The organism is Citrobacter sp. CK198 (assembly GCF_030333295.1).
In the GTDB taxonomy this organism is placed as follows: Bacteria; Pseudomonadota; Gammaproteobacteria; order Enterobacterales; family Enterobacteriaceae; genus Citrobacter_B; species Citrobacter_B koseri.
In genome coordinates, this window is the sequence record NZ_JAOWGE010000007.1 from 54,036 (window position 1) to 70,631 (window position 16,596).

The window sequence follows — 16,596 nt, forward strand, 5'->3', positions numbered from 1 at the left end:
CCGGTAAACGCAGTGCCACCGGGCAATTCCAGGCAATTCCGGGCAATATGGTTACCAGTACAGCTTCCAGCACTGGGTAAAACGCGTTAACGCTTCCACGTAGAAATAATCCCCCCAGCTTGCACACTCATCGACCCCTTTGTTGCTCGAAAGGTGGTACACCGAATGTTTCAACAGCCCGTTCCCCTTCTCATTTTTCGCCATCAGATAGCGCTTCGTTAGCGATGACATGATTCCCATCGCCCACTGCTGATAACGCTCACGATCCGGATCGGTCACGGGCAGGTGTTTGATCAACTCCAGCAGGCCGCACACGGCAATCGCCGCCGACGAGGCATCACGCAGCGCGTCTGTCCCCACCAGCGCCAGATCCCAATGGCAGACCGCGTCTTCCGGCAGGCGATTAAGGAAATAGTTCGCCAGCTTTTTCGACAGCGCCACCATCTCTTTGTCGCCCGTGTAGATATAGCTCAGCAGGAAGCCATAAATCCCCCACGCCTGACCGCGCGACCAGCATGAATCATCCGCATAACCCTGCTGGGTGTTGCCGTAGCGCGGCGCGCCGGTTTTCACATCCATGTAGTAAGTATGGAAGGTGGACGCATCTTCACGAATCAGGTATTTCGCGGCCTGCGCCACATGGGCTTTTGCCGCCTCGGCAAAACGCGGATCGCCCGTCTGCTCGCTCGCCCAGTACAGCAGCGGCAGGTTCATGTTGCAGTCGATGATCATCCGCCCGGCCTGTTCGGGATCGTTAAGATCGCCCCACGCCTGGATAATCTGCGCCTTTTCATGGAAACGCTCCAGTAGCGCTTCTGCCGCCATCAGCGAAAAACCACGCGCATCGCGGTTGCCCGTCAGTCGCCAGGCTGCGACACAGGACAGGGTATAAAGGAACCCCAGATCGTGGGTGTTGGTGTCGTGGCGTCCGGCAATACGCAGGCCAAAAGAACGCACATGTTTTTCCGCCAGTTCACGATATTTCGCCTCGCCGCTCATCTCCCACGCCAGCCACAGCTGCCCGGTCCAGAAGCTGGTGGTCCACTCAACGTTGTCAGTTAACGGGTAATAACCTTTAACGCAGGTTTCGGCAGGAAATTTTTCACCGAATTCCGTTAAATGACGGCTAATCAGTTCGAGGACGTGTTCACGCGCGCCGATCATTTCATCCTGAAAAGTTCCGGCGTCAACCGGGCTGCCAGGAAATGCGCGCAACGTTTCCTCAACGATATGATTTAACATATTTCGGTTCCTTCTAAATTAAACCCAATGAAATTTAATGCGCCGTATTATTTTCGGCGATCTCAATAGCAGTACGATGGCGGGATTTACTCTGACATGCCGATAAGGTAAATGCCGAAATAAGCGTAAAGGTCAGCGCAATAATCCCCATGATGATATACGTTTTCTCAAAACCAATTCGGTCATACATTAATCCAGCAGGTGAAGAGATCACCACATTGCCGACATACAGCATCGCCTGATAGCCCAATAAATACATGGTCGCATTGACGCGTTTATCAAAGTGTTCAGCAATGTATTTAAAGACCGAAACCAACAGCAGACAGATTTCCAGACCATACAGCGGCTTCAGTACGGAGATGAGCAGGTGTGAATCACACAGCCCGGAAATAATCAGACGCGCGCCAACCAGCGCCCCCACAATCAACAAACCGCGTTTAGCGCCGATCGCGTTAACAAATAATGGAACCACCATATACATGACAAATTCCATTCCCGACTGCACGGTTCCCAGATAGCCAAACACCGCGTTGCCTTCATGAACGTCAGAGAAGAAGGTGACAAAGTAGCGGGAGAACTGCTGCTCTGCGATAAACATCATCCACGCCACGCCGGAGACATACAGACAGAACGCCCAGAACTTACGGCTGCGCAACAGCGCGTAGACATCCGCCGGGACGATTTTCTCTTTTGTCAGCACGTCCGCTGCGTTTGCCGCATTCACATTCACTTTCAGACTCAGCAGTACCACCAGCATCACTACCGACGCCACGCTGCCCATAATGAAGTTATACGCCGGAGAGAGATTAAACAGCAGGCCGGAAAACGACGACGCCACCGCCCACCCCAGCGAGCCCCACATACGGATTTGGCCAAACTCCATGCCGTTAAGACGGCTGAAGCGGTCAGAGTAGGATTCACAAGCCGCCACGCCAGCATACCAGGCAAAGCTCAGGTAAATCGCGCCGATAACAATGCCCAGCATGGTGTTTGAAAGCAATAATGGCTGATAAACATAAATAAAGAATGGCGCCATTAGTGCCGACATTATCACAACAAAATAGAGCAGGTATTTGCTCATGCCGATTTTATCGAGAATGTAGCCATAAATGGGCTTCAGAATGACCGCAAAAATACCGTTTACTGCAAACACCGTACCAATAACCGTGCCGCTTAGCTGTGCTTTCTGCCCCAGCCAGATGGCCAGTAAACCAATACTGGCAGACCAGGTAAAGAAATAGAGGAATATAAAGCTACTGATTTTATAATATTCAGTTCTGTTATTTGTTGAACAATTTTTCATACCATCCTCGCCAACGTGTAGGGGCCAGAGTTTTATAAAAAGAACGATAACTGGCGTGCGCTTTCTGGTTCGCGAATAACCACCTGGTTATCGTTTATTTGCAGTTGCGGAATTGCCGTATATTTTTTCTGTTGCCCGGAAGCAGAAACCGCGCAACACAGCCAGCTTTCGCCCTGTGCAATCTCTGCGGTAAGCAGTGGAATCGCGGCGCATTGTGCAAACATAATGCTGCTGTTCGGCGGCGTAATAATGCTGTCCGGCTGGCGGGCCAGCGCGGGCGACAGATCGACGATCGTGCTGCATCCGTTCTCCGCCGCCAGGTAGCATCCGCGCTCACTGAGCTGATGCGCCGTTTTCATCACCGCAAAGCCACCTTCCACGGTTTGCAACGTTCGCGCGCTGTGGATGCGGTGCAGGCGAAGATGCCACTCGCCGAAGGGCGCCAGCCAGGTCTCGACAGTGACGTCATGCCACGGAGACCAGCGGGAAAAAATAAAATTCTCATCGACCCGCACTTCGTCGCAGCGACGGCGGCCACGGAAATAGTTGTCACCATCCGCCAGCAGCAGCATGGAGTCGCACGCCGCATGTTTAAGGCCATAGCGTCCGCGTTCAATGGTGAAACCAAAACGGCTGGAGTAGGCAAACTTCGTGTATTTCGCTTCGGTGTTAACGTAGTTATTCAGTTCAAGCTGGCCCGAAGTCAGCATCGTGACATGGTCTGAATTTTCGCTGTGCTGCAAAATTTGTGCGGCATGGGGAATAACGTGTTTTTCTGCGCATTGCGGCAGCGGGAGTTCTTCGGCCTGCCAGAAGGCGTGATCGTCCGGCAAGGCGAGGATCAAAAAAACCTTCAGCGCCCAGTAAGGGGAGCCCGGCGAGTTGTAATCTTCACACATCGCCAGGTTCGGATAAGCAAACCCCAGCGTCAGAATGCCGTCACGATCGACAATCGGCTGCTGCTGCCACCAGCGCAGATGCCGCAGGATCACCCCTTTAATCACGCCCGGCGAGAAGACATCCAGCTCAGCAAACGCCGCCGCGCTCCAGAACGCGACCATCGCAAAGCGATAGGTCAGACTGCGGCCAAACGGTACGGATGCGCCATCTGCTGCCGACATGTAGATAAAATCAGCGGCAAACAGGCGAGCGCGTTCGCGCAGGGTGACGGCACGGGCAGCATCTTCCGGGTTCAGCGTGGCGTACAGCAGCCCGTAAAAATGGAAAGCCATCGAGATGTAGTAATCTTTTGGGCGACCGGGGCCATCGGCATACCAGCCGTCACCCAGGTAGTACGCTTCCATCATCGTAAAACGGCGGTCGATCGCCGCCTGATCGAACGGCAGCCCGGCACGTTTGAAACCCAACTGGACGATAATCGCAAAGTAGTTCCAGTTGCTGTCCGGCATTTGCGCGTCGGTGATCTGGTTTAGCCAGCGATGAAGATTCGCCAGTTCCGTTTCGCTGAACTTGTCAGTTAAACGCGTTTGCAGCAACGCCAGGCCGAGGCCGTAGGCGGCCATCTCAACCAGGCGCTGATCGTAAGGGTCGGTATCGCCCCAGTAGTGCGGACTGAGTGGATTGGTGCCGAGTTTAATCGCCTGAATATACTTATCAGCAAACGGCACCTCAGCGCCGCCAGCCATCAGAGGAAACAGACCCCATAACGCTCTGGAGAGCCCTTCCATGCAGGCGATATCCACACTGTAGTGCGCGCAGGTGTCACCCAGTGAAAACTGCGCCGCCCCTGCGGGAAACTGTTTATCCAGCGCGCTCAGCATCGTTGTGACGGCGCTGATTACGTCTTCACGGAATGACAATGGATTTGATTTTTCTTCAGTTGCCGACCACATACTCTGCCCCTCTGAATTAAGTGGCTAAAGGATAGTGAATCGCCGACAAGCGGAAATGTTATCTCAATCACACCAATAGAATTAAAATAAAACAGTGATTGAAAAAATTTAAAAACAAGGTTTATAAACCAGAATTCAGCGGCAAAAATTTAAATCTGTTGCACTATGAATGCACCCTCATCTCAGGAACATCTGGAACTGATCGCGCTCAATGACGCCATTGCGTCATTTAGTCGATTATTTGCTAACTCGGTTCGCTATCACCACTGGCATCAGTGTCTGGAGGTGCTGTATGTGGAGGAAGGATTTGGCGTAGTGATCGTCGATCACCAGCAATACACCATGCGGCCAGGTCGATTGTTCTTTTTCCCGCCCTTTACCCTGCATAAAATCATGGTGGATGAGCAGGCGCAAGACCACTACCGCCGAACCATTATTCACCTCGATCAGCATGCGGTACTGAAAGTGCTGCGCGATTTTCCGCTTAATCAACAGCGTCTGCAAAGTCTGACCGTACGTGGCGGCGAGGCCAGAGTATTCGATGTGGCGGATATTCACCCGCACGTTGATTTTCTCTTCAGCCGTTACGAGAAAATGGCAGCGCTCAAGCCGCTTAACGCCGAACAGATTTCCTGCCTGTTATTGAGTTTATTTAGCCTGTTGCCCGAAGATAACGTCAATATGACGGAGATTGGCACCGGAATAGCAAGCCAGGTGATGTTCTGGCTGGATGAGAATTACACCCGTAAATTCAGCCTCAGCGAGCTGGCAGAAGAGTCAGGAAAATCAAAAAGCTACATTTCCCGGCGCTTTCATTTTGAAACCGGTGAAAGCATCCTCAATTACCTCAATACCCTTCGGTTACGCAAAGCCTGCGAAGCGTTGTTACACAGCGAGGAGAGTGTGCGGGAGATTGCCCGACAGGTGGGGTTTTCAGACGTGACGTACTTTATTAGCGCCTTTGGCAAAGGGATTGGCGAAACGCCGTTACAGTATCGCAAGCGGCATAGACAGTAACGCCGGATGACGCTTCGCTTATCCGGCCTACGGGCACAATGCGAGCGTAGGCCGGATAAGGCATTCAATGGTCGATTACGCGTCGAGATCCGCCATATCGCCTTTTTCCTGCAACCAGTTGCGACGGTCTTCGGAGCGTTTCTTCGCCAACAGCATATCCATCATGGCGTTGGTACGCTGATCGTCTTCGTCGCTGATAGTGAGCTGCACCAGGCGACGGGTGTTCGGATCGAGCGTGGTTTCGCGTAGCTGCATCGGGTTCATTTCACCCAGACCTTTAAAGCGCTGCACGTTCGGCTTGCCTTTCTTACGCTTCAACTGTTCCAGCACGCCCGCTTTCTCTTCTTCCGTCAGCGCATAGTAGACCTCTTTGCCGAGATCGATACGGTACAACGGCGGCAGCGCAACGTAGACGTGCCCGTGCTTCACCAGCGTGCGGAAGTGCTTCACAAACAGGGCGCAGAGCAGCGTGGCGATGTGCAGACCATCGGAGTCCGCATCCGCCAGGATACAGATCTTGCCGTAACGCAGCTGGCTCAGATCGTCGCTGTCTGGATCGATGCCGATCGCCACAGAAATATCGTGTACTTCCTGCGATGCCAGCACTTCATCGGAAGAGACTTCCCAGGTGTTGAGGATCTTACCTTTCAGCGGCATGATCGCCTGATATTCACGATCGCGCGCCTGCTTGGCGGAACCGCCCGCCGAGTCCCCTTCCACGAGGAACAGTTCGGTACGATTGAGATCCTGCGCGGTACAGTCCGCCAGTTTACCCGGCAGCGCCGGGCCGCTGGTCAGCTTTTTGCGCACCACTTTCTTCGCCGCGCGCAGTCGACGCTGGGCGCTGGAAATGGCCATCTCCGCCAGCAGCTCCGCAGACTGAACGTTCTGATTCAGCCACAGGCTGAAGGCGTCTTTCACCACGCCCGACACAAACGCCGCACACTGGCGCGAAGAGAGACGCTCTTTGGTCTGCCCGGCGAACTGCGGGTCCTGCATCTTCACCGAGAGCACGTAAGCGCAGCGATCCCAGATATCTTCCGCAGACAGCTTCACGCCGCGCGGCAGAATATTGCGGTATTCGCAGAATTCACGCATCGCGTCCAGCAGACCCTGGCGCAGCCCGTTTACATGGGTGCCGCCCTGCATCGTCGGAATCAGGTTAACATAGCTTTCGGTCAGCAGCTCGCCGCCTTCCGGCAGCCACAGCAGCGCCCAGTCTACGGCTTCCGTATCACCGGCAAAATTACCGATAAACGGTTTTTCAGGAAGGGTCGGCAAGCCGTTAACCGCTTCGCCCAGATAGTCGTTCAGGCCATCCTGATAGCACCAGCGCTGCTCGCTATTGTTGACCTCATCTTTAAAGGTGATTTCAACGCCAGGGCACAGCACCGCTTTCGCTTTCAGGATATGGGTTAAGCGAGAGACGGAAAAACGCGGGCTGTCGAAAAAGGTTTCATCCGGCCAGAAGTGAACGCTGGTGCCGGTATTACGTTTACCGCATGTCCCGACAACCTGAAGATCCTGCACTTTCTCGCCGTTTTCAAAGGCGATGCTATAGACCTGGGCATCACGACGCACGGTGACTTCCACGCGTTTTGACAAGGCGTTGACGACGGAAATCCCCACCCCGTGCAGACCGCCGGAGAACTGGTAGTTCTTATTGGAGAACTTACCGCCCGCATGCAGTCGGCAGAGGATCAGTTCAACCGCCGGAACGCCCTCTTCCGGGTGGATATCCACCGGCATCCCACGGCCATCATCAATCACTTCCAGTGACTGATCGGCATGTAAAATCACATCCACGCGTTTTGCGTGACCCGCCAGTGCTTCATCCACACTGTTATCAATCACTTCCTGCCCAAGATGGTTCGGGCGGGTTGTATCGGTGTACATCCCCGGGCGGCGGCGTACCGGCTCAAGCCCAGTGAGTACCTCAATGGCATCAGCGTTATAAGTTTGCGTCATGATTTAAATTAGCAATTCGAATTGATTGTCAGAAACTGTGCAGTCCAAGGAAATCGACAATCTGGTTGAAATAATCTTCGAAGCCCGTGAATGCATGGTTTCCGCCCTCGATAACGGTCTGGCGGCAAGAGGCGTAATACGCCACCGCCTGGCGGTAGTCCAACACTTCATCCCCCGTCTGTTGCAGCAGCCAGATCAAATCCGGCGCTTCCAGCGGGTCAATCTGCATGACTTTAAGATCGTAAATATGGCGAGACTCTAGCACATATTGCTGCCCGGTGTAGGGGTTCTCGTTCTGACCGAGGTAGTCGGTCAACAGTTCAAACGGCCGCACCGCCGGGTTCACCACCACCGCAGGCAACATAAAACACTGCGACAGCCAGGTGGCGTAATAGCCGCCCAGCGACGATCCAACGACGCCGAGCGGCGCTCCACCGTGTTCAAGCACGATAGATTCCAGCAACTCTGCCGCATCGGCAGGATACGGCGGCAGTTGCGGCACGATCATCTCAACATGAGGGTGGCGCTCCGCCAGCCAGCTTTTAAGCTGACATGCCTTTGCCGAACGCGGAGAGCTATTAAACCCATGCAGATAAAGAAGCGTAGACATCAGTATCCTTCCGAAGCGGTATCGGGTCGGAATTGAGTCCCCGGCAGACGATGCACTTGCGTTTCCAGAGAACCCTCGGCGTACAGTTCCAGCGTCCGCCAGCCTGGCCCTATCGTGTCCAGCGTGAAGTTCGCGCAGTGTGGCTTGAACTGGACGCAGGTGGACGGCGTCGCCAGCAGGCGGCGGCCATTCCAGTCAAGATCCAGCTCCTGATGAATATGACCGCACAACAGGTATTTGACGCGAGGATAGTTCGCCAGCACGCTGTCCAGTTCGGCCGCGTTACGCAGGCTGTGCTGATCCAGCCAGCTGCATCCCGAAGGCAATGGATGGTGATGCAAAAGCAGCAAGGTGTGGCGCTCCGGCGCATCGGCAAGTTTGCGCTCCAGCCATTCAAGCTGAAAGTCGCTCAATTCACCATGCGGTACGCCAAAAACCTGGCTATCCAGCAGCAAGATTTGCCATTGATCGCCGATAAACACGCGTTTGGCCGGGGAGATCCCCGCTTCCTGCAACGCGCTGTACATCGCGGGCTGAAAGTCATGGTTACCCGGCAACCAAACGCAAGGCGCACGAAAGCTTGCGATACCTTCAGCAAAGTGCTGATAGGCCGCAGCCGTTTGATCCTGCGCTAAATCACCTGTCGCCACGATCAGATCGTATTCGTGCTGCCCGGCATGAATCGCATCCAGCACCGCCTGGTAACTTTCCCAGGTATTCACGCCCAGCAGCGTTTCATGTTTTTCGGCAAACAGGTGAGTATCGGTAATTTGTAAGATCCTGACTCTGGCCTCACCAGCCAGAGGAAGGGTTAACAGGCTTTCCAAATGGTGTCCTTAGGTTTCACGACGCTAATAAACCGGAATCGCCATCGCTCCATGTGCTAAACAGTAACGCAGCCAGTCGGCCAGAAACTGATTAATTTGATGCTTTTCGTCGCGTTGATGCAACTTTTTATTTGGATAATCATACCGCGCTTTGAAGCGAAAGATCTGCTGACTTGAACACACTTCGGCCACCATCGCGTCATGGTACAGGCGCACCGTAAGTGACGGCAGGCTCCAGTACGTAATGGCTGGTGCCGTCTGCTCGATCGCAACAAGCGTAGTGTATCGGGTCGATTCAACGATCGTTAACCGATATTGCGCGTTGGCCACCTGATAGCTTACTGTTTCGCCGGGTGCGTCATTGCGCGGCAACAGGCGGCGCAATTGCGAAAAATTAGTTTCGCACAGGCGCATCATTTCAGGGAAGTCAGGTGTGTAACGCTTCATTTTTTCCACTCGTGTTTTAACTCTTGATAGTGCAGTTGCAGCCATTGCAAAGCGATGACAGAAGCCGCGTTGTCGATTTTCCCCTCTTCTACCCACTGGTAAGCCTGCTCCCGACTTACCACATGAACACGAATATCTTCGTTTTCATCGGCCAGACCATGAATCCCGTTTGCGGTCGTGGCATCCACTTCGCCCACTAAAATAGAAAGACGCTCGCTGGTGCCGCCGGGGCTTGCCAGGTAACTCATGACCGGTTTCGTCCGTTTGACCTCAAGTCCGGCCTCTTCCATTGCTTCGCGACGAGCGACCTCCTCAACGGTTTCGCCCTCTTCGATCATCCCGGCGACCATTTCCAGCAACCACGGCGTCTCGCTGGTGTCATACGCCGCGATACGAATCTGTTCGACCAGTACAATTTCGTCGCGCTCAGGGTCAAAGGGTAGCAACACTGCGGCGTGGCCGCGCTCAAAAATTTCGCGTTTCACTTCACCGCTCATTTCACCGTTGAACAGGCGGTGGCGGAAACGATAGAGATCCAGTGAAAAAAAACCGCGATATAGCGTTTCTCGTGCAATAATTTCTACATCGTTTTTGGAGAAAGTCATTGGCGAGTTGTCTGGTTTATGCATTGTGCTGTCCTGGTACCAATAGTGATTAAAATGTGAATTTCAAGGGCGTTTGACTGCCGTTTCAGCGACCTTGTGATAAATTGGTGCAAATTAACGCCGGATGGCACGTAACGCCAACTTTTTGCAGTGGCGGATTCTGCTAGAATCAGCAATTATTTTTACAATTTGATCAGCGCTAAATACTGCTTCACAACAAGGAATGCAAATGAAGAAATTGCTCCCCATCCTTATCGGCCTGAGCCTGACGGGGTTCAGCACACTGAGCCAGGCAGAGAACCTGATGCAAGTTTATCAGCAAGCACGCCTGAGCAACCCGGAATTGCGTAAATCCGCCGCCGATCGCGATGCTGCATTCGAAAAAATTAACGAAGCGCGTAGCCCTTTACTGCCGCAACTGGGTTTAGGTGCCGATTACACCTACAGCAACGGCTATCGTGATGCGAATGGCATCAACTCCAACGCCACCAGCGCCTCTCTGCAATTAACCCAGACCCTTTTTGATATGTCAAAATGGCGCGCGCTGACGTTGCAGGAAAAATCCGCAGGTATCCAGGACGTCACGTTCCAGACCGATCAGCAAACGCTGATCCTCAATACGGCGAGCGCCTACTTTAAAGTCCTGAACGCCATTGACGTTCTCTCTTATACGCAGGCGCAGAAAGAAGCCGTTTATCGTCAGTTAGATCAAACCACCCAGCGTTTTAACGTCGGCCTGGTCGCTATCACTGACGTGCAAAACGCCCGTGCACAATACGATACCGTGCTGGCGAACGAAGTCACCGCCCGCAACAATCTGGATAACGCCGTAGAAGAATTGCGCCAGGTCACCGGTAACTACTACCCGGAACTGGCTTCGCTGAATGTCACGAACTTTAAAACTGACAAGCCGCAGGCCGTTAACGCGCTGCTGAAAGAGGCCGAAAACCGTAACCTGACGCTGTTGCAGGCGCGTCTGAGCCAGGATCTGGCGCGCGAGCAAATCCGCCAGGCGCAGGACGGTCATCTGCCAACGCTGGATTTAACCGCTTCTACCGGCGTGTCTGACACCTCTTATAGCGGCTCTAAAACCCATAACAGCACGCAGTATGACGACAGCAATATGGGCCAGAACAAAATCGGCCTGAGCTTCTCGCTGCCGCTATATCAGGGTGGGATGGTCAACTCTCAGGTGAAACAGGCGCAGTACAACTTTGTTGGCGCGAGCGAACAGCTGGAAAGCGCGCACCGCAGCGTCGTGCAGACCGTGCGCTCTTCCTTCAACAACATTAATGCTTCTATCAGCAGCATTAACGCTTACAAACAGGCCGTTGTTTCCGCGCAAAGCTCTTTGGATGCAAACGAAGCCGGTTATTCCGTGGGTACGCGTACCATTGTTGACGTGCTGGATGCCACCACCGCGCTGTATGAAGCGAAGCAACAACTGGCGAATGCGCGTTATAACTATCTGATTAACCAGCTGAACATCAAGAATGCTCTCGGTACGTTGAACGAGCAGGATCTGGTGGCGCTAAACAATGCGCTGGGTAAACCGATCTCGACATCCCCGGACAACGTCGCGCCGGAAACCCCGCAGCAGGATGCAGCGGCGGATGGCTATAATGCCAGTACGGTTCAGCCTGCTTCAGCACGTTCCACCAGCAGCAACGGTAACAACCCGTTCCGTAACTGATGAATTGCCCGATGGCGCTTCGCTTATTGAGCCTACCTGATCGCAGGCAGGGTAAGCGTCGCGCCACCGGGCGCTAAACCTTGTCTGAACGTAAGGCAACGTAAAGATCCCGCCATTCTGCCGCATTCTCGCCTCTTCTCGCTTCAATTTCGACCAGCCATCCACTATCCTGAGCATTATTTATTGTGTTTACCACTGGGTCCTGGAAGACAAAAATGAAACGGACAAAATCTATACATCACGCCTCGTTCCGCAAAAGCTGGAGCGCACGTCATCTTACTCCGGTTGCTCTGGCGGTTACCGCTGTCTTTATGCTGGCCGGTTGTGAAAAAAGCGACGAAACGGTTTCGCTGTATCAAAACGCCGACGACTGCTCGGCAGCGAACCCGGGCAAAAACGCTGAATGTACGACCGCATTCAACAATGCCCTGAAAGAAGCGGAACGTACCGCGCCGAAATACGCGACGCGTGAAGACTGCGTGGCTGAATTCGGCGAAGGCCAGTGCCAGCAGGCGCCGGCTCAGGCTGGCATGGCGCCGGAAAATCAGGCGCAGGCGCAATCCAGCGGCAGCTTCTGGATGCCGCTGATGGCGGGCTACATGATGGGCCGAATGATGGGCGGCGGCGCGGGCTTTGCTCAGCAACCACTGTTCAGTTCAAAAAACCCGGCCAGCCCGGCCTACGGTAAATACACCGACGCCAGCGGCAAGAACTACGGCGCCGCACAGCCTGGCCGTACCATGACTGTACCGAAAACCGCGATGGCGCCGAAACCCGCTACAACCACAACCGTTACCCGTGGTGGTTTTGGCGAGTCAGTGGCAAAACAAAGCACAATGCAGCGTAGCGCCACCGGCACCTCGAATCGTTCGATGGGCGGCTAAGACGCATGGAAAGAATCAGTATTACTGAGCGCCCGGACTGGCGCGAGAAAGCCACCGAATACGGTTTTAATTTTCACACGATGTACGGGGAACCGTACTGGTGTGAAGACGCGTACTACAAGCTGACGTTCGACCAGGTTGAGAAGCTGGAAGACGTCACCGCTGAACTGCACCAGATGTGCCTTAAGGTCGTGGAGAAAGTGATCGCCAGCGATGAGCTGATGACGAAGTTTCGCATTCCTAAGCATACCTGGGGCTTTGTTCGTCAGTCCTGGCAAACGCAGCAGCCGTCGCTCTATTCCCGCCTCGATCTGGCGTGGGATGGCACGGGTGAGCCTAAACTTTTAGAAAATAACGCCGATACGCCGACCTCACTGTATGAGGCCGCGTTTTTCCAGTGGATCTGGCTGGAAGACCAGCTCAATGCGGGCAACCTGCCGGAAAGCAGCGATCAGTTTAACAGTCTGCAAGAAAAGCTGATCGAACGCTTCGCCGAGCTGCGTGAGCAGTATGGCTTCCAACTGCTGCACCTCACCTGCTGTCGCGACACCGTGGAAGATCGCGGGACAATCCAGTATCTACAGGACTGCGCCGCCGAAGCTGAAATCGCCACCGAGTTCCTCTACATTGAAGATATCGGCCTGGGTGAAAAAGGTCAGTTTTCGGACTTGCAGGATCAGGTGATTGCCAACCTGTTTAAGCTCTATCCGTGGGAATTTATGCTGCGTGAAATGTTCTCCACCAAGCTGGAAGATGCTGGCGTTCGCTGGCTGGAACCGGCCTGGAAGAGCATTATCTCCAATAAAGCGCTGCTCCCAATGTTATGGGAAATGTTCCCGGATCACCCTAACCTGCTGCCGGCTTATTTTGCGGAAGATGACTATCCGCAAATGGAAAAATTCGTCGTCAAACCGATCTTCTCGCGTGAAGGCGCTAACGTCTCCATCATTGAGAACGGGAAAACGATCGAAGCGGTGGAAGGCCCTTACGGCGAAGAAGGCATGATTGTGCAGCAGTTCTGTCCGCTGCCGAAGTTTGGCGACAGCTATATGCTGATTGGCAGCTGGTTGATCAACGATCAACCCGCCGGGATCGGTATTCGCGAAGACAGAGCGTTGATCACCCAGGATCTGTCCCGCTTCTACCCGCATATCTTTGTCGAATAGTTTCTTGTGCCGGGTGGCGGCTCCGCCTTACCCGGCCTACAATTCGTGCCGTAGGCCCGACAAGCGTAGCGCCATCGGGCATTAATCATCCCACCTGTACCGACAGCATACTCAGGCTGCCCATCTCGATGCCGTCAACCGGGATCGTCACCGGCTCTTTGCCATCCCATGCGCCTGACACATACAGCAGCGGCAGATAGTGATCCGGCGTTGGGTTCGACAGCGCTCCTCCTTCATGATCGAGGTAATTAACCAGCGGATGCTGTTCTACCGGCCCCTGCCATGTCAGATTCGCTTTCACATACTCATTGAATGACGTTGCCCACGGGTAGGGCGTATTCTCGCCATGCCAGCGCGCCGTGCGCAGGTTATGCACCACGTTGCCACTGGCGACCAGCATAATGCCTTCGTCCCGCAACGCCGCCAGTTTGCGCCCTGTTTCAAAATGCCAGGCCGCCGGTTTGGTACTGTCGATGCTCAACTGCACCATCGGGATATCCGCATTCGGGTACATCTTGATCAACACGCCCCAGGAGCCGTGATCAAAGCCCCACGCCTCTTTATCCAGCGCGACCGGCGTCGGCGACAGCAACTCAACCAGATGTTGCGCCAGTTCCGGCGAACCGGGCGCAGGATAGTGCGTGTCATACAATGCCTGAGGAAAGCCGCCAAAATCATGGATCGTCTTTGGCGCTTCCATCGCCGTCACGCCCGTCCCTCGCGTGAACCAGTGCGCCGAAACAACGACAATCGCTTTTGGACGCGGCAATGTATCCCCCAGATGCCGCCAGGCGCGGGTATACACATTATCTTCCAGAACGTTCATCGGGCTACCGTGACCTAAAAACAATGCTGGCATACGTGTTGAAGACATGATGATATCCTTACTGAGGGAGTCATTTTGATATCATCACAATACGCTTTTTCGATGGATGAAGAACTCAGATAACCATGATGAAGATCATCAGTTATTTTGAAGGTCAGGTTCGGACAGTTGAATCATAAGGAGTTGTCGATGTCAGTACCTTTAATTCTGACCTTACTGGCGGGCACCGCCACCTTTATTGGCGCGTTTCTTGGCGTGCTGGGGCAAAAACCGTCCAACCGCGTGCTGGCGTTTTCACTGGGATTCGCCGCAGGCATTATGCTGTTGATCTCGCTGATGGAGATGCTGCCAGCCGCGCTGGCGGCGGATGGCATGTCTCCGGTGCTGGGTTACGGCATGTTTATTATCGGCTTGCTGGGTTATTTCGGTCTCGACAGGCTGCTTCCCCACGCCCATCCACAAGATTTAGTGCAAAAAACCGCGCGTCCTCTCTCCGGCTCGATAAAACGCACCGCCATCCTGCTGACGCTGGGCATCAGCCTGCACAACTTCCCGGAAGGTATCGCCACCTTCGTCACCGCCAGCAGCAACCTCGAATTGGGTTTTGGCATTGCCCTGGCGGTCGCCTTGCACAATATTCCTGAAGGATTAGCGGTCGCCGGGCCAGTCTACGCCGCAACCGGTTCAAAACGGACAGCAATTTTCTGGGCCGGTATCTCCGGGATGGCGGAAATTCTTGGCGGTGTAATGGCGTGGCTTATTCTGGGCAGCCTGATCTCACCGGTCGTTATGGCGTCCATCATGGCCGCCGTCGCGGGAATTATGGTGGCACTATCCGTTGATGAGCTGATGCCGCTGGCAAAAGAGATCGACCCTAATAATAATCCCAGCTACGGCGTACTGTGTGGAATGTCGGTGATGGGGTTGAGTCTTGTCGTGCTTCAGGCGATGGGAATAGGATAACAGAGGCAGCAGGAAACGCTTATTCCTGCTCTTTGGTCATAACGCGTTCTTCATCATCGCGACGAAGTAATTTATTGCGGATTTCCAGCAGCGCATCTCTGTCCTGCCGAAACGCCTTACAATAGCGTTTCATATGGCAAAAATACCCTACGATCACCAGAAAAATTAAGACGAGCCAATACCAGGCGATAAACATCCTCTTACCCTTAAAATCTAATATTACCAAACAATTAGCGTTAAAACCTTTTCTACCTATATTGAGGTAGCCCTATATACTGGCACAGTATGAAATCGAGAATATGATTTTGATCATAGAGAAAAAGGTTGGGCTTTTATTAACAGATGGGATGTTTAAAAAAGCAAAATATAAGGGATAAACGGCGGGATTAATGACCTCTGTAAACACAAAAAACCGAAGCCTGCGAACCGGCTTCGGTTTTTATTATCATCTCATCGCCTGATGGCGCTTCGCTTATCAGGCCTACAGAATTAGCTGGCTTTACGCTCGTGCGCCTGGCGGTAAGCCACCAGATCTTCGATCGTCACTACTGCCATGTTGTGTTTACCGGCAAACGCGATGCATTCCGGCGCGCGCGCCATTGTGCCATCGTCATTCGTCAGCTCGCACAGTACGCCAGCAGGTTTGAACCCGGCCAGCGTCACCAGATCGATGGTGGCTTCAGTATGGCCGCCACGGGTCAGAACGCCGCCCGGCTGCGCGCGCAGCGGGAAAACGTGGCCTGGACGGTGCAGATCGGCAGGTTTCGCGCCATCGGCAATGGCTGCGCGAACGGTCGTTACGCGGTCTGCGGCAGAAACGCCGGTAGTCACGCCTTTTGCGGCTTCAATGGTCACGGTAAAACCGGTGCCGTAGGCGCTGGTATTGTTCTCCACCATCATCGGCAGATCGAGCTGCTTGCGACGATCTTCAGTGATGCACAGACAAACAATGCCGCTGCCGTGGCGAATGGTCAGCGCCATCTGCTCAACGGTCATGGTTTCGGCCGGGAAAATCATATCGCCTTCGTTTTCGCGATCTTCATCGTCAAGCACCATCACACCGCGTCCTTCACGCAGCGCGGATAGCGCATGTTCCACACGTTCAAAAGGCGTACCAAAAGAGGAAAGTAGCGTCTGATTCATGGTAAAAAAACCTCATTAAAATTATGGTTACCAGAATCAGGGCAGTCTT

16 protein-coding genes are annotated in these 16,596 nt (G+C 53.8%); 5 read left to right on the forward strand and 11 right to left on the reverse strand.

Going from position 1 to position 16,596, the window contains the following annotated elements; translation table 11 throughout:
• Positions 1-51: 51 nt before the first annotated feature.
• From OGY62_RS00815 to OGY62_RS00825, 3 genes are read right to left on the reverse strand one after another with little or no spacing between them, the layout of a single operon-like run.
• Entirely contained in the window at positions 52-1,242 is a 1,191-nt protein-coding gene (locus OGY62_RS00815; protein ID WP_047461167.1) for a glycoside hydrolase family 88 protein, read from the reverse strand.
• A 34-nt stretch (positions 1,243-1,276) separates the two neighbouring features.
• Positions 1,277-2,545 (reverse strand): oligosaccharide MFS transporter, encoded by a 1,269-nt coding sequence (locus tag OGY62_RS00820; protein ID WP_286458866.1) that lies wholly within the window; start codon positions 2,543-2,545, stop codon positions 1,277-1,279.
• A gap of 32 nt (positions 2,546-2,577) precedes the next feature.
• Entirely contained in the window at positions 2,578-4,398 is a 1,821-nt protein-coding gene (locus OGY62_RS00825) for a DUF2264 domain-containing protein (protein WP_286458868.1), read from the reverse strand.
• Positions 4,399-4,563: 165 nt separating this feature from the next.
• Here OGY62_RS00825 and OGY62_RS00830 point away from each other — a divergent pair, with 165 nt between their 5' ends.
• Entirely contained in the window at positions 4,564-5,415 is an 852-nt protein-coding gene (locus tag OGY62_RS00830; RefSeq protein WP_012135160.1) for a helix-turn-helix transcriptional regulator, read from the forward strand.
• Positions 5,416-5,490: 75 nt separating this feature from the next.
• Here OGY62_RS00830 and parE read toward each other — a convergent pair whose 3' ends face one another.
• Genes parE through nudF form a run of 5 tightly spaced genes read right to left on the reverse strand, consistent with a single transcriptional unit; the run spans position 5,491 to position 9,896 of the window.
• Positions 5,491-7,383 (reverse strand): DNA topoisomerase IV subunit B, encoded by a 1,893-nt coding sequence (parE, locus tag OGY62_RS00835; RefSeq protein ID WP_012135161.1) that lies wholly within the window; start codon positions 7,381-7,383, stop codon positions 5,491-5,493.
• Between the two features lie 28 nt (positions 7,384-7,411).
• Positions 7,412-7,993 carry an esterase YqiA gene (gene yqiA / locus OGY62_RS00840; protein ID WP_012135162.1) on the reverse strand — a complete coding sequence of 194 codons (582 nt, stop codon included), beginning with the start codon at positions 7,991-7,993 and terminating at the stop codon, positions 7,412-7,414.
• On the reverse strand, positions 7,993-8,820 hold the full coding sequence (gene cpdA, locus OGY62_RS00845; protein WP_012135163.1) for a 3',5'-cyclic-AMP phosphodiesterase: 828 nt from the start codon (positions 8,818-8,820) through the stop codon (positions 7,993-7,995). The genes yqiA and cpdA overlap by 1 nt, the downstream gene beginning before the upstream one ends.
• Positions 8,821-8,844: 24 nt before the next feature.
• The gene (locus tag OGY62_RS00850) at positions 8,845-9,267 is read right to left on the reverse strand and encodes a DUF1249 family protein (protein WP_012135164.1); all 423 of its coding nucleotides are present in this window, start codon (positions 9,265-9,267) and stop codon (positions 8,845-8,847) included.
• Positions 9,264-9,896, reverse strand: a complete 633-nt coding sequence (gene nudF, locus OGY62_RS00855) for an ADP-ribose diphosphatase (protein WP_024130957.1) — start codon at positions 9,894-9,896, stop codon at positions 9,264-9,266. The genes OGY62_RS00850 and nudF overlap by 4 nt, the downstream gene beginning before the upstream one ends.
• A 199-nt stretch (positions 9,897-10,095) precedes the next feature.
• Here nudF and tolC point away from each other — a divergent pair, with 199 nt between their 5' ends.
• From tolC to OGY62_RS00870, 3 genes are all read left to right on the forward strand, one after another.
• On the forward strand, positions 10,096-11,565 hold the full coding sequence (gene tolC / locus OGY62_RS00860; protein ID WP_012135166.1) for an outer membrane channel protein TolC: 1,470 nt from the start codon (positions 10,096-10,098) through the stop codon (positions 11,563-11,565).
• A 215-nt stretch (positions 11,566-11,780) separates the two neighbouring features.
• Positions 11,781-12,449, forward strand: a complete 669-nt coding sequence (locus tag OGY62_RS00865; RefSeq protein WP_012135168.1) for a DUF1190 family protein — start codon at positions 11,781-11,783, stop codon at positions 12,447-12,449.
• A 5-nt stretch (positions 12,450-12,454) separates the two neighbouring features.
• A complete protein-coding gene (locus OGY62_RS00870; protein WP_286458869.1) occupies positions 12,455-13,615 on the forward strand; it encodes a glutathionylspermidine synthase family protein in 1,161 nt (386 codons plus the stop codon).
• 85 nt (positions 13,616-13,700) lie between these two features.
• On the opposite strand, the gene ygiD is transcribed toward OGY62_RS00870, so the two are convergent.
• Positions 13,701-14,489, reverse strand: coding sequence for a 4,5-DOPA-extradiol-dioxygenase (gene ygiD, locus OGY62_RS00875; RefSeq protein WP_286458871.1), 789 nt, complete (start codon positions 14,487-14,489; stop codon positions 13,701-13,703).
• Between the two features lie 141 nt (positions 14,490-14,630).
• Here ygiD and zupT point away from each other — a divergent pair, with 141 nt between their 5' ends.
• The gene (gene zupT / locus OGY62_RS00880; RefSeq protein WP_286458872.1) at positions 14,631-15,404 is read left to right on the forward strand and encodes a zinc transporter ZupT; all 774 of its coding nucleotides are present in this window, start codon (positions 14,631-14,633) and stop codon (positions 15,402-15,404) included.
• Positions 15,405-15,423: 19 nt separating this feature from the next.
• On the opposite strand, the gene OGY62_RS00885 is transcribed toward zupT, so the two are convergent.
• Positions 15,424-15,600: a hypothetical protein gene (locus OGY62_RS00885; protein ID WP_012135172.1), complete on the reverse strand. Its 177-nt coding sequence runs from the start codon at positions 15,598-15,600 to the stop codon at positions 15,424-15,426.
• A 293-nt stretch (positions 15,601-15,893) separates the two neighbouring features.
• The gene (gene ribB / locus OGY62_RS00890) at positions 15,894-16,547 is read right to left on the reverse strand and encodes a 3,4-dihydroxy-2-butanone-4-phosphate synthase (RefSeq protein WP_012135173.1); all 654 of its coding nucleotides are present in this window, start codon (positions 16,545-16,547) and stop codon (positions 15,894-15,896) included.
• Positions 16,548-16,596 lie beyond the last annotated feature (49 nt).

What these genes read in the sequence shown, in the direction of transcription:
- ygiD (WP_286458871.1), bottom strand. Translation starts at nt 14,489, where the DNA reads ATGTCTTCAACACGTATGCCAGCATTGTTTTTAGGTCACGGTAGCCCG.
- tolC (WP_012135166.1), top strand. Translation starts at nt 10,096, where the DNA reads ATGCAAATGAAGAAATTGCTCCCCATCCTTATCGGCCTGAGCCTGACG.
- OGY62_RS00815 (WP_047461167.1), bottom strand. Translation starts at nt 1,242, where the DNA reads ATGTTAAATCATATCGTTGAGGAAACGTTGCGCGCATTTCCTGGCAGC.
- nudF (WP_024130957.1), bottom strand. Translation starts at nt 9,896, where the DNA reads ATGCATAAACCAGACAACTCGCCAATGACTTTCTCCAAAAACGATGTA.
- OGY62_RS00885 (WP_012135172.1), bottom strand. Translation starts at nt 15,600, where the DNA reads ATGTTTATCGCCTGGTATTGGCTCGTCTTAATTTTTCTGGTGATCGTA.
- OGY62_RS00850 (WP_012135164.1), bottom strand. Translation starts at nt 9,267, where the DNA reads ATGAAGCGTTACACACCTGACTTCCCTGAAATGATGCGCCTGTGCGAA.
- OGY62_RS00830 (WP_012135160.1), top strand. Translation starts at nt 4,564, where the DNA reads ATGAATGCACCCTCATCTCAGGAACATCTGGAACTGATCGCGCTCAAT.
- ribB (WP_012135173.1), bottom strand. Translation starts at nt 16,547, where the DNA reads ATGAATCAGACGCTACTTTCCTCTTTTGGTACGCCTTTTGAACGTGTG.
- zupT (WP_286458872.1), top strand. Translation starts at nt 14,631, where the DNA reads ATGTCAGTACCTTTAATTCTGACCTTACTGGCGGGCACCGCCACCTTT.
- OGY62_RS00820 (WP_286458866.1), bottom strand. Translation starts at nt 2,545, where the DNA reads ATGAAAAATTGTTCAACAAATAACAGAACTGAATATTATAAAATCAGT.
- OGY62_RS00870 (WP_286458869.1), top strand. Translation starts at nt 12,455, where the DNA reads ATGGAAAGAATCAGTATTACTGAGCGCCCGGACTGGCGCGAGAAAGCC.
- parE (WP_012135161.1), bottom strand. Translation starts at nt 7,383, where the DNA reads ATGACGCAAACTTATAACGCTGATGCCATTGAGGTACTCACTGGGCTT.
- yqiA (WP_012135162.1), bottom strand. Translation starts at nt 7,993, where the DNA reads ATGTCTACGCTTCTTTATCTGCATGGGTTTAATAGCTCTCCGCGTTCG.
- OGY62_RS00865 (WP_012135168.1), top strand. Translation starts at nt 11,781, where the DNA reads ATGAAACGGACAAAATCTATACATCACGCCTCGTTCCGCAAAAGCTGG.
- OGY62_RS00825 (WP_286458868.1), bottom strand. Translation starts at nt 4,398, where the DNA reads ATGTGGTCGGCAACTGAAGAAAAATCAAATCCATTGTCATTCCGTGAA.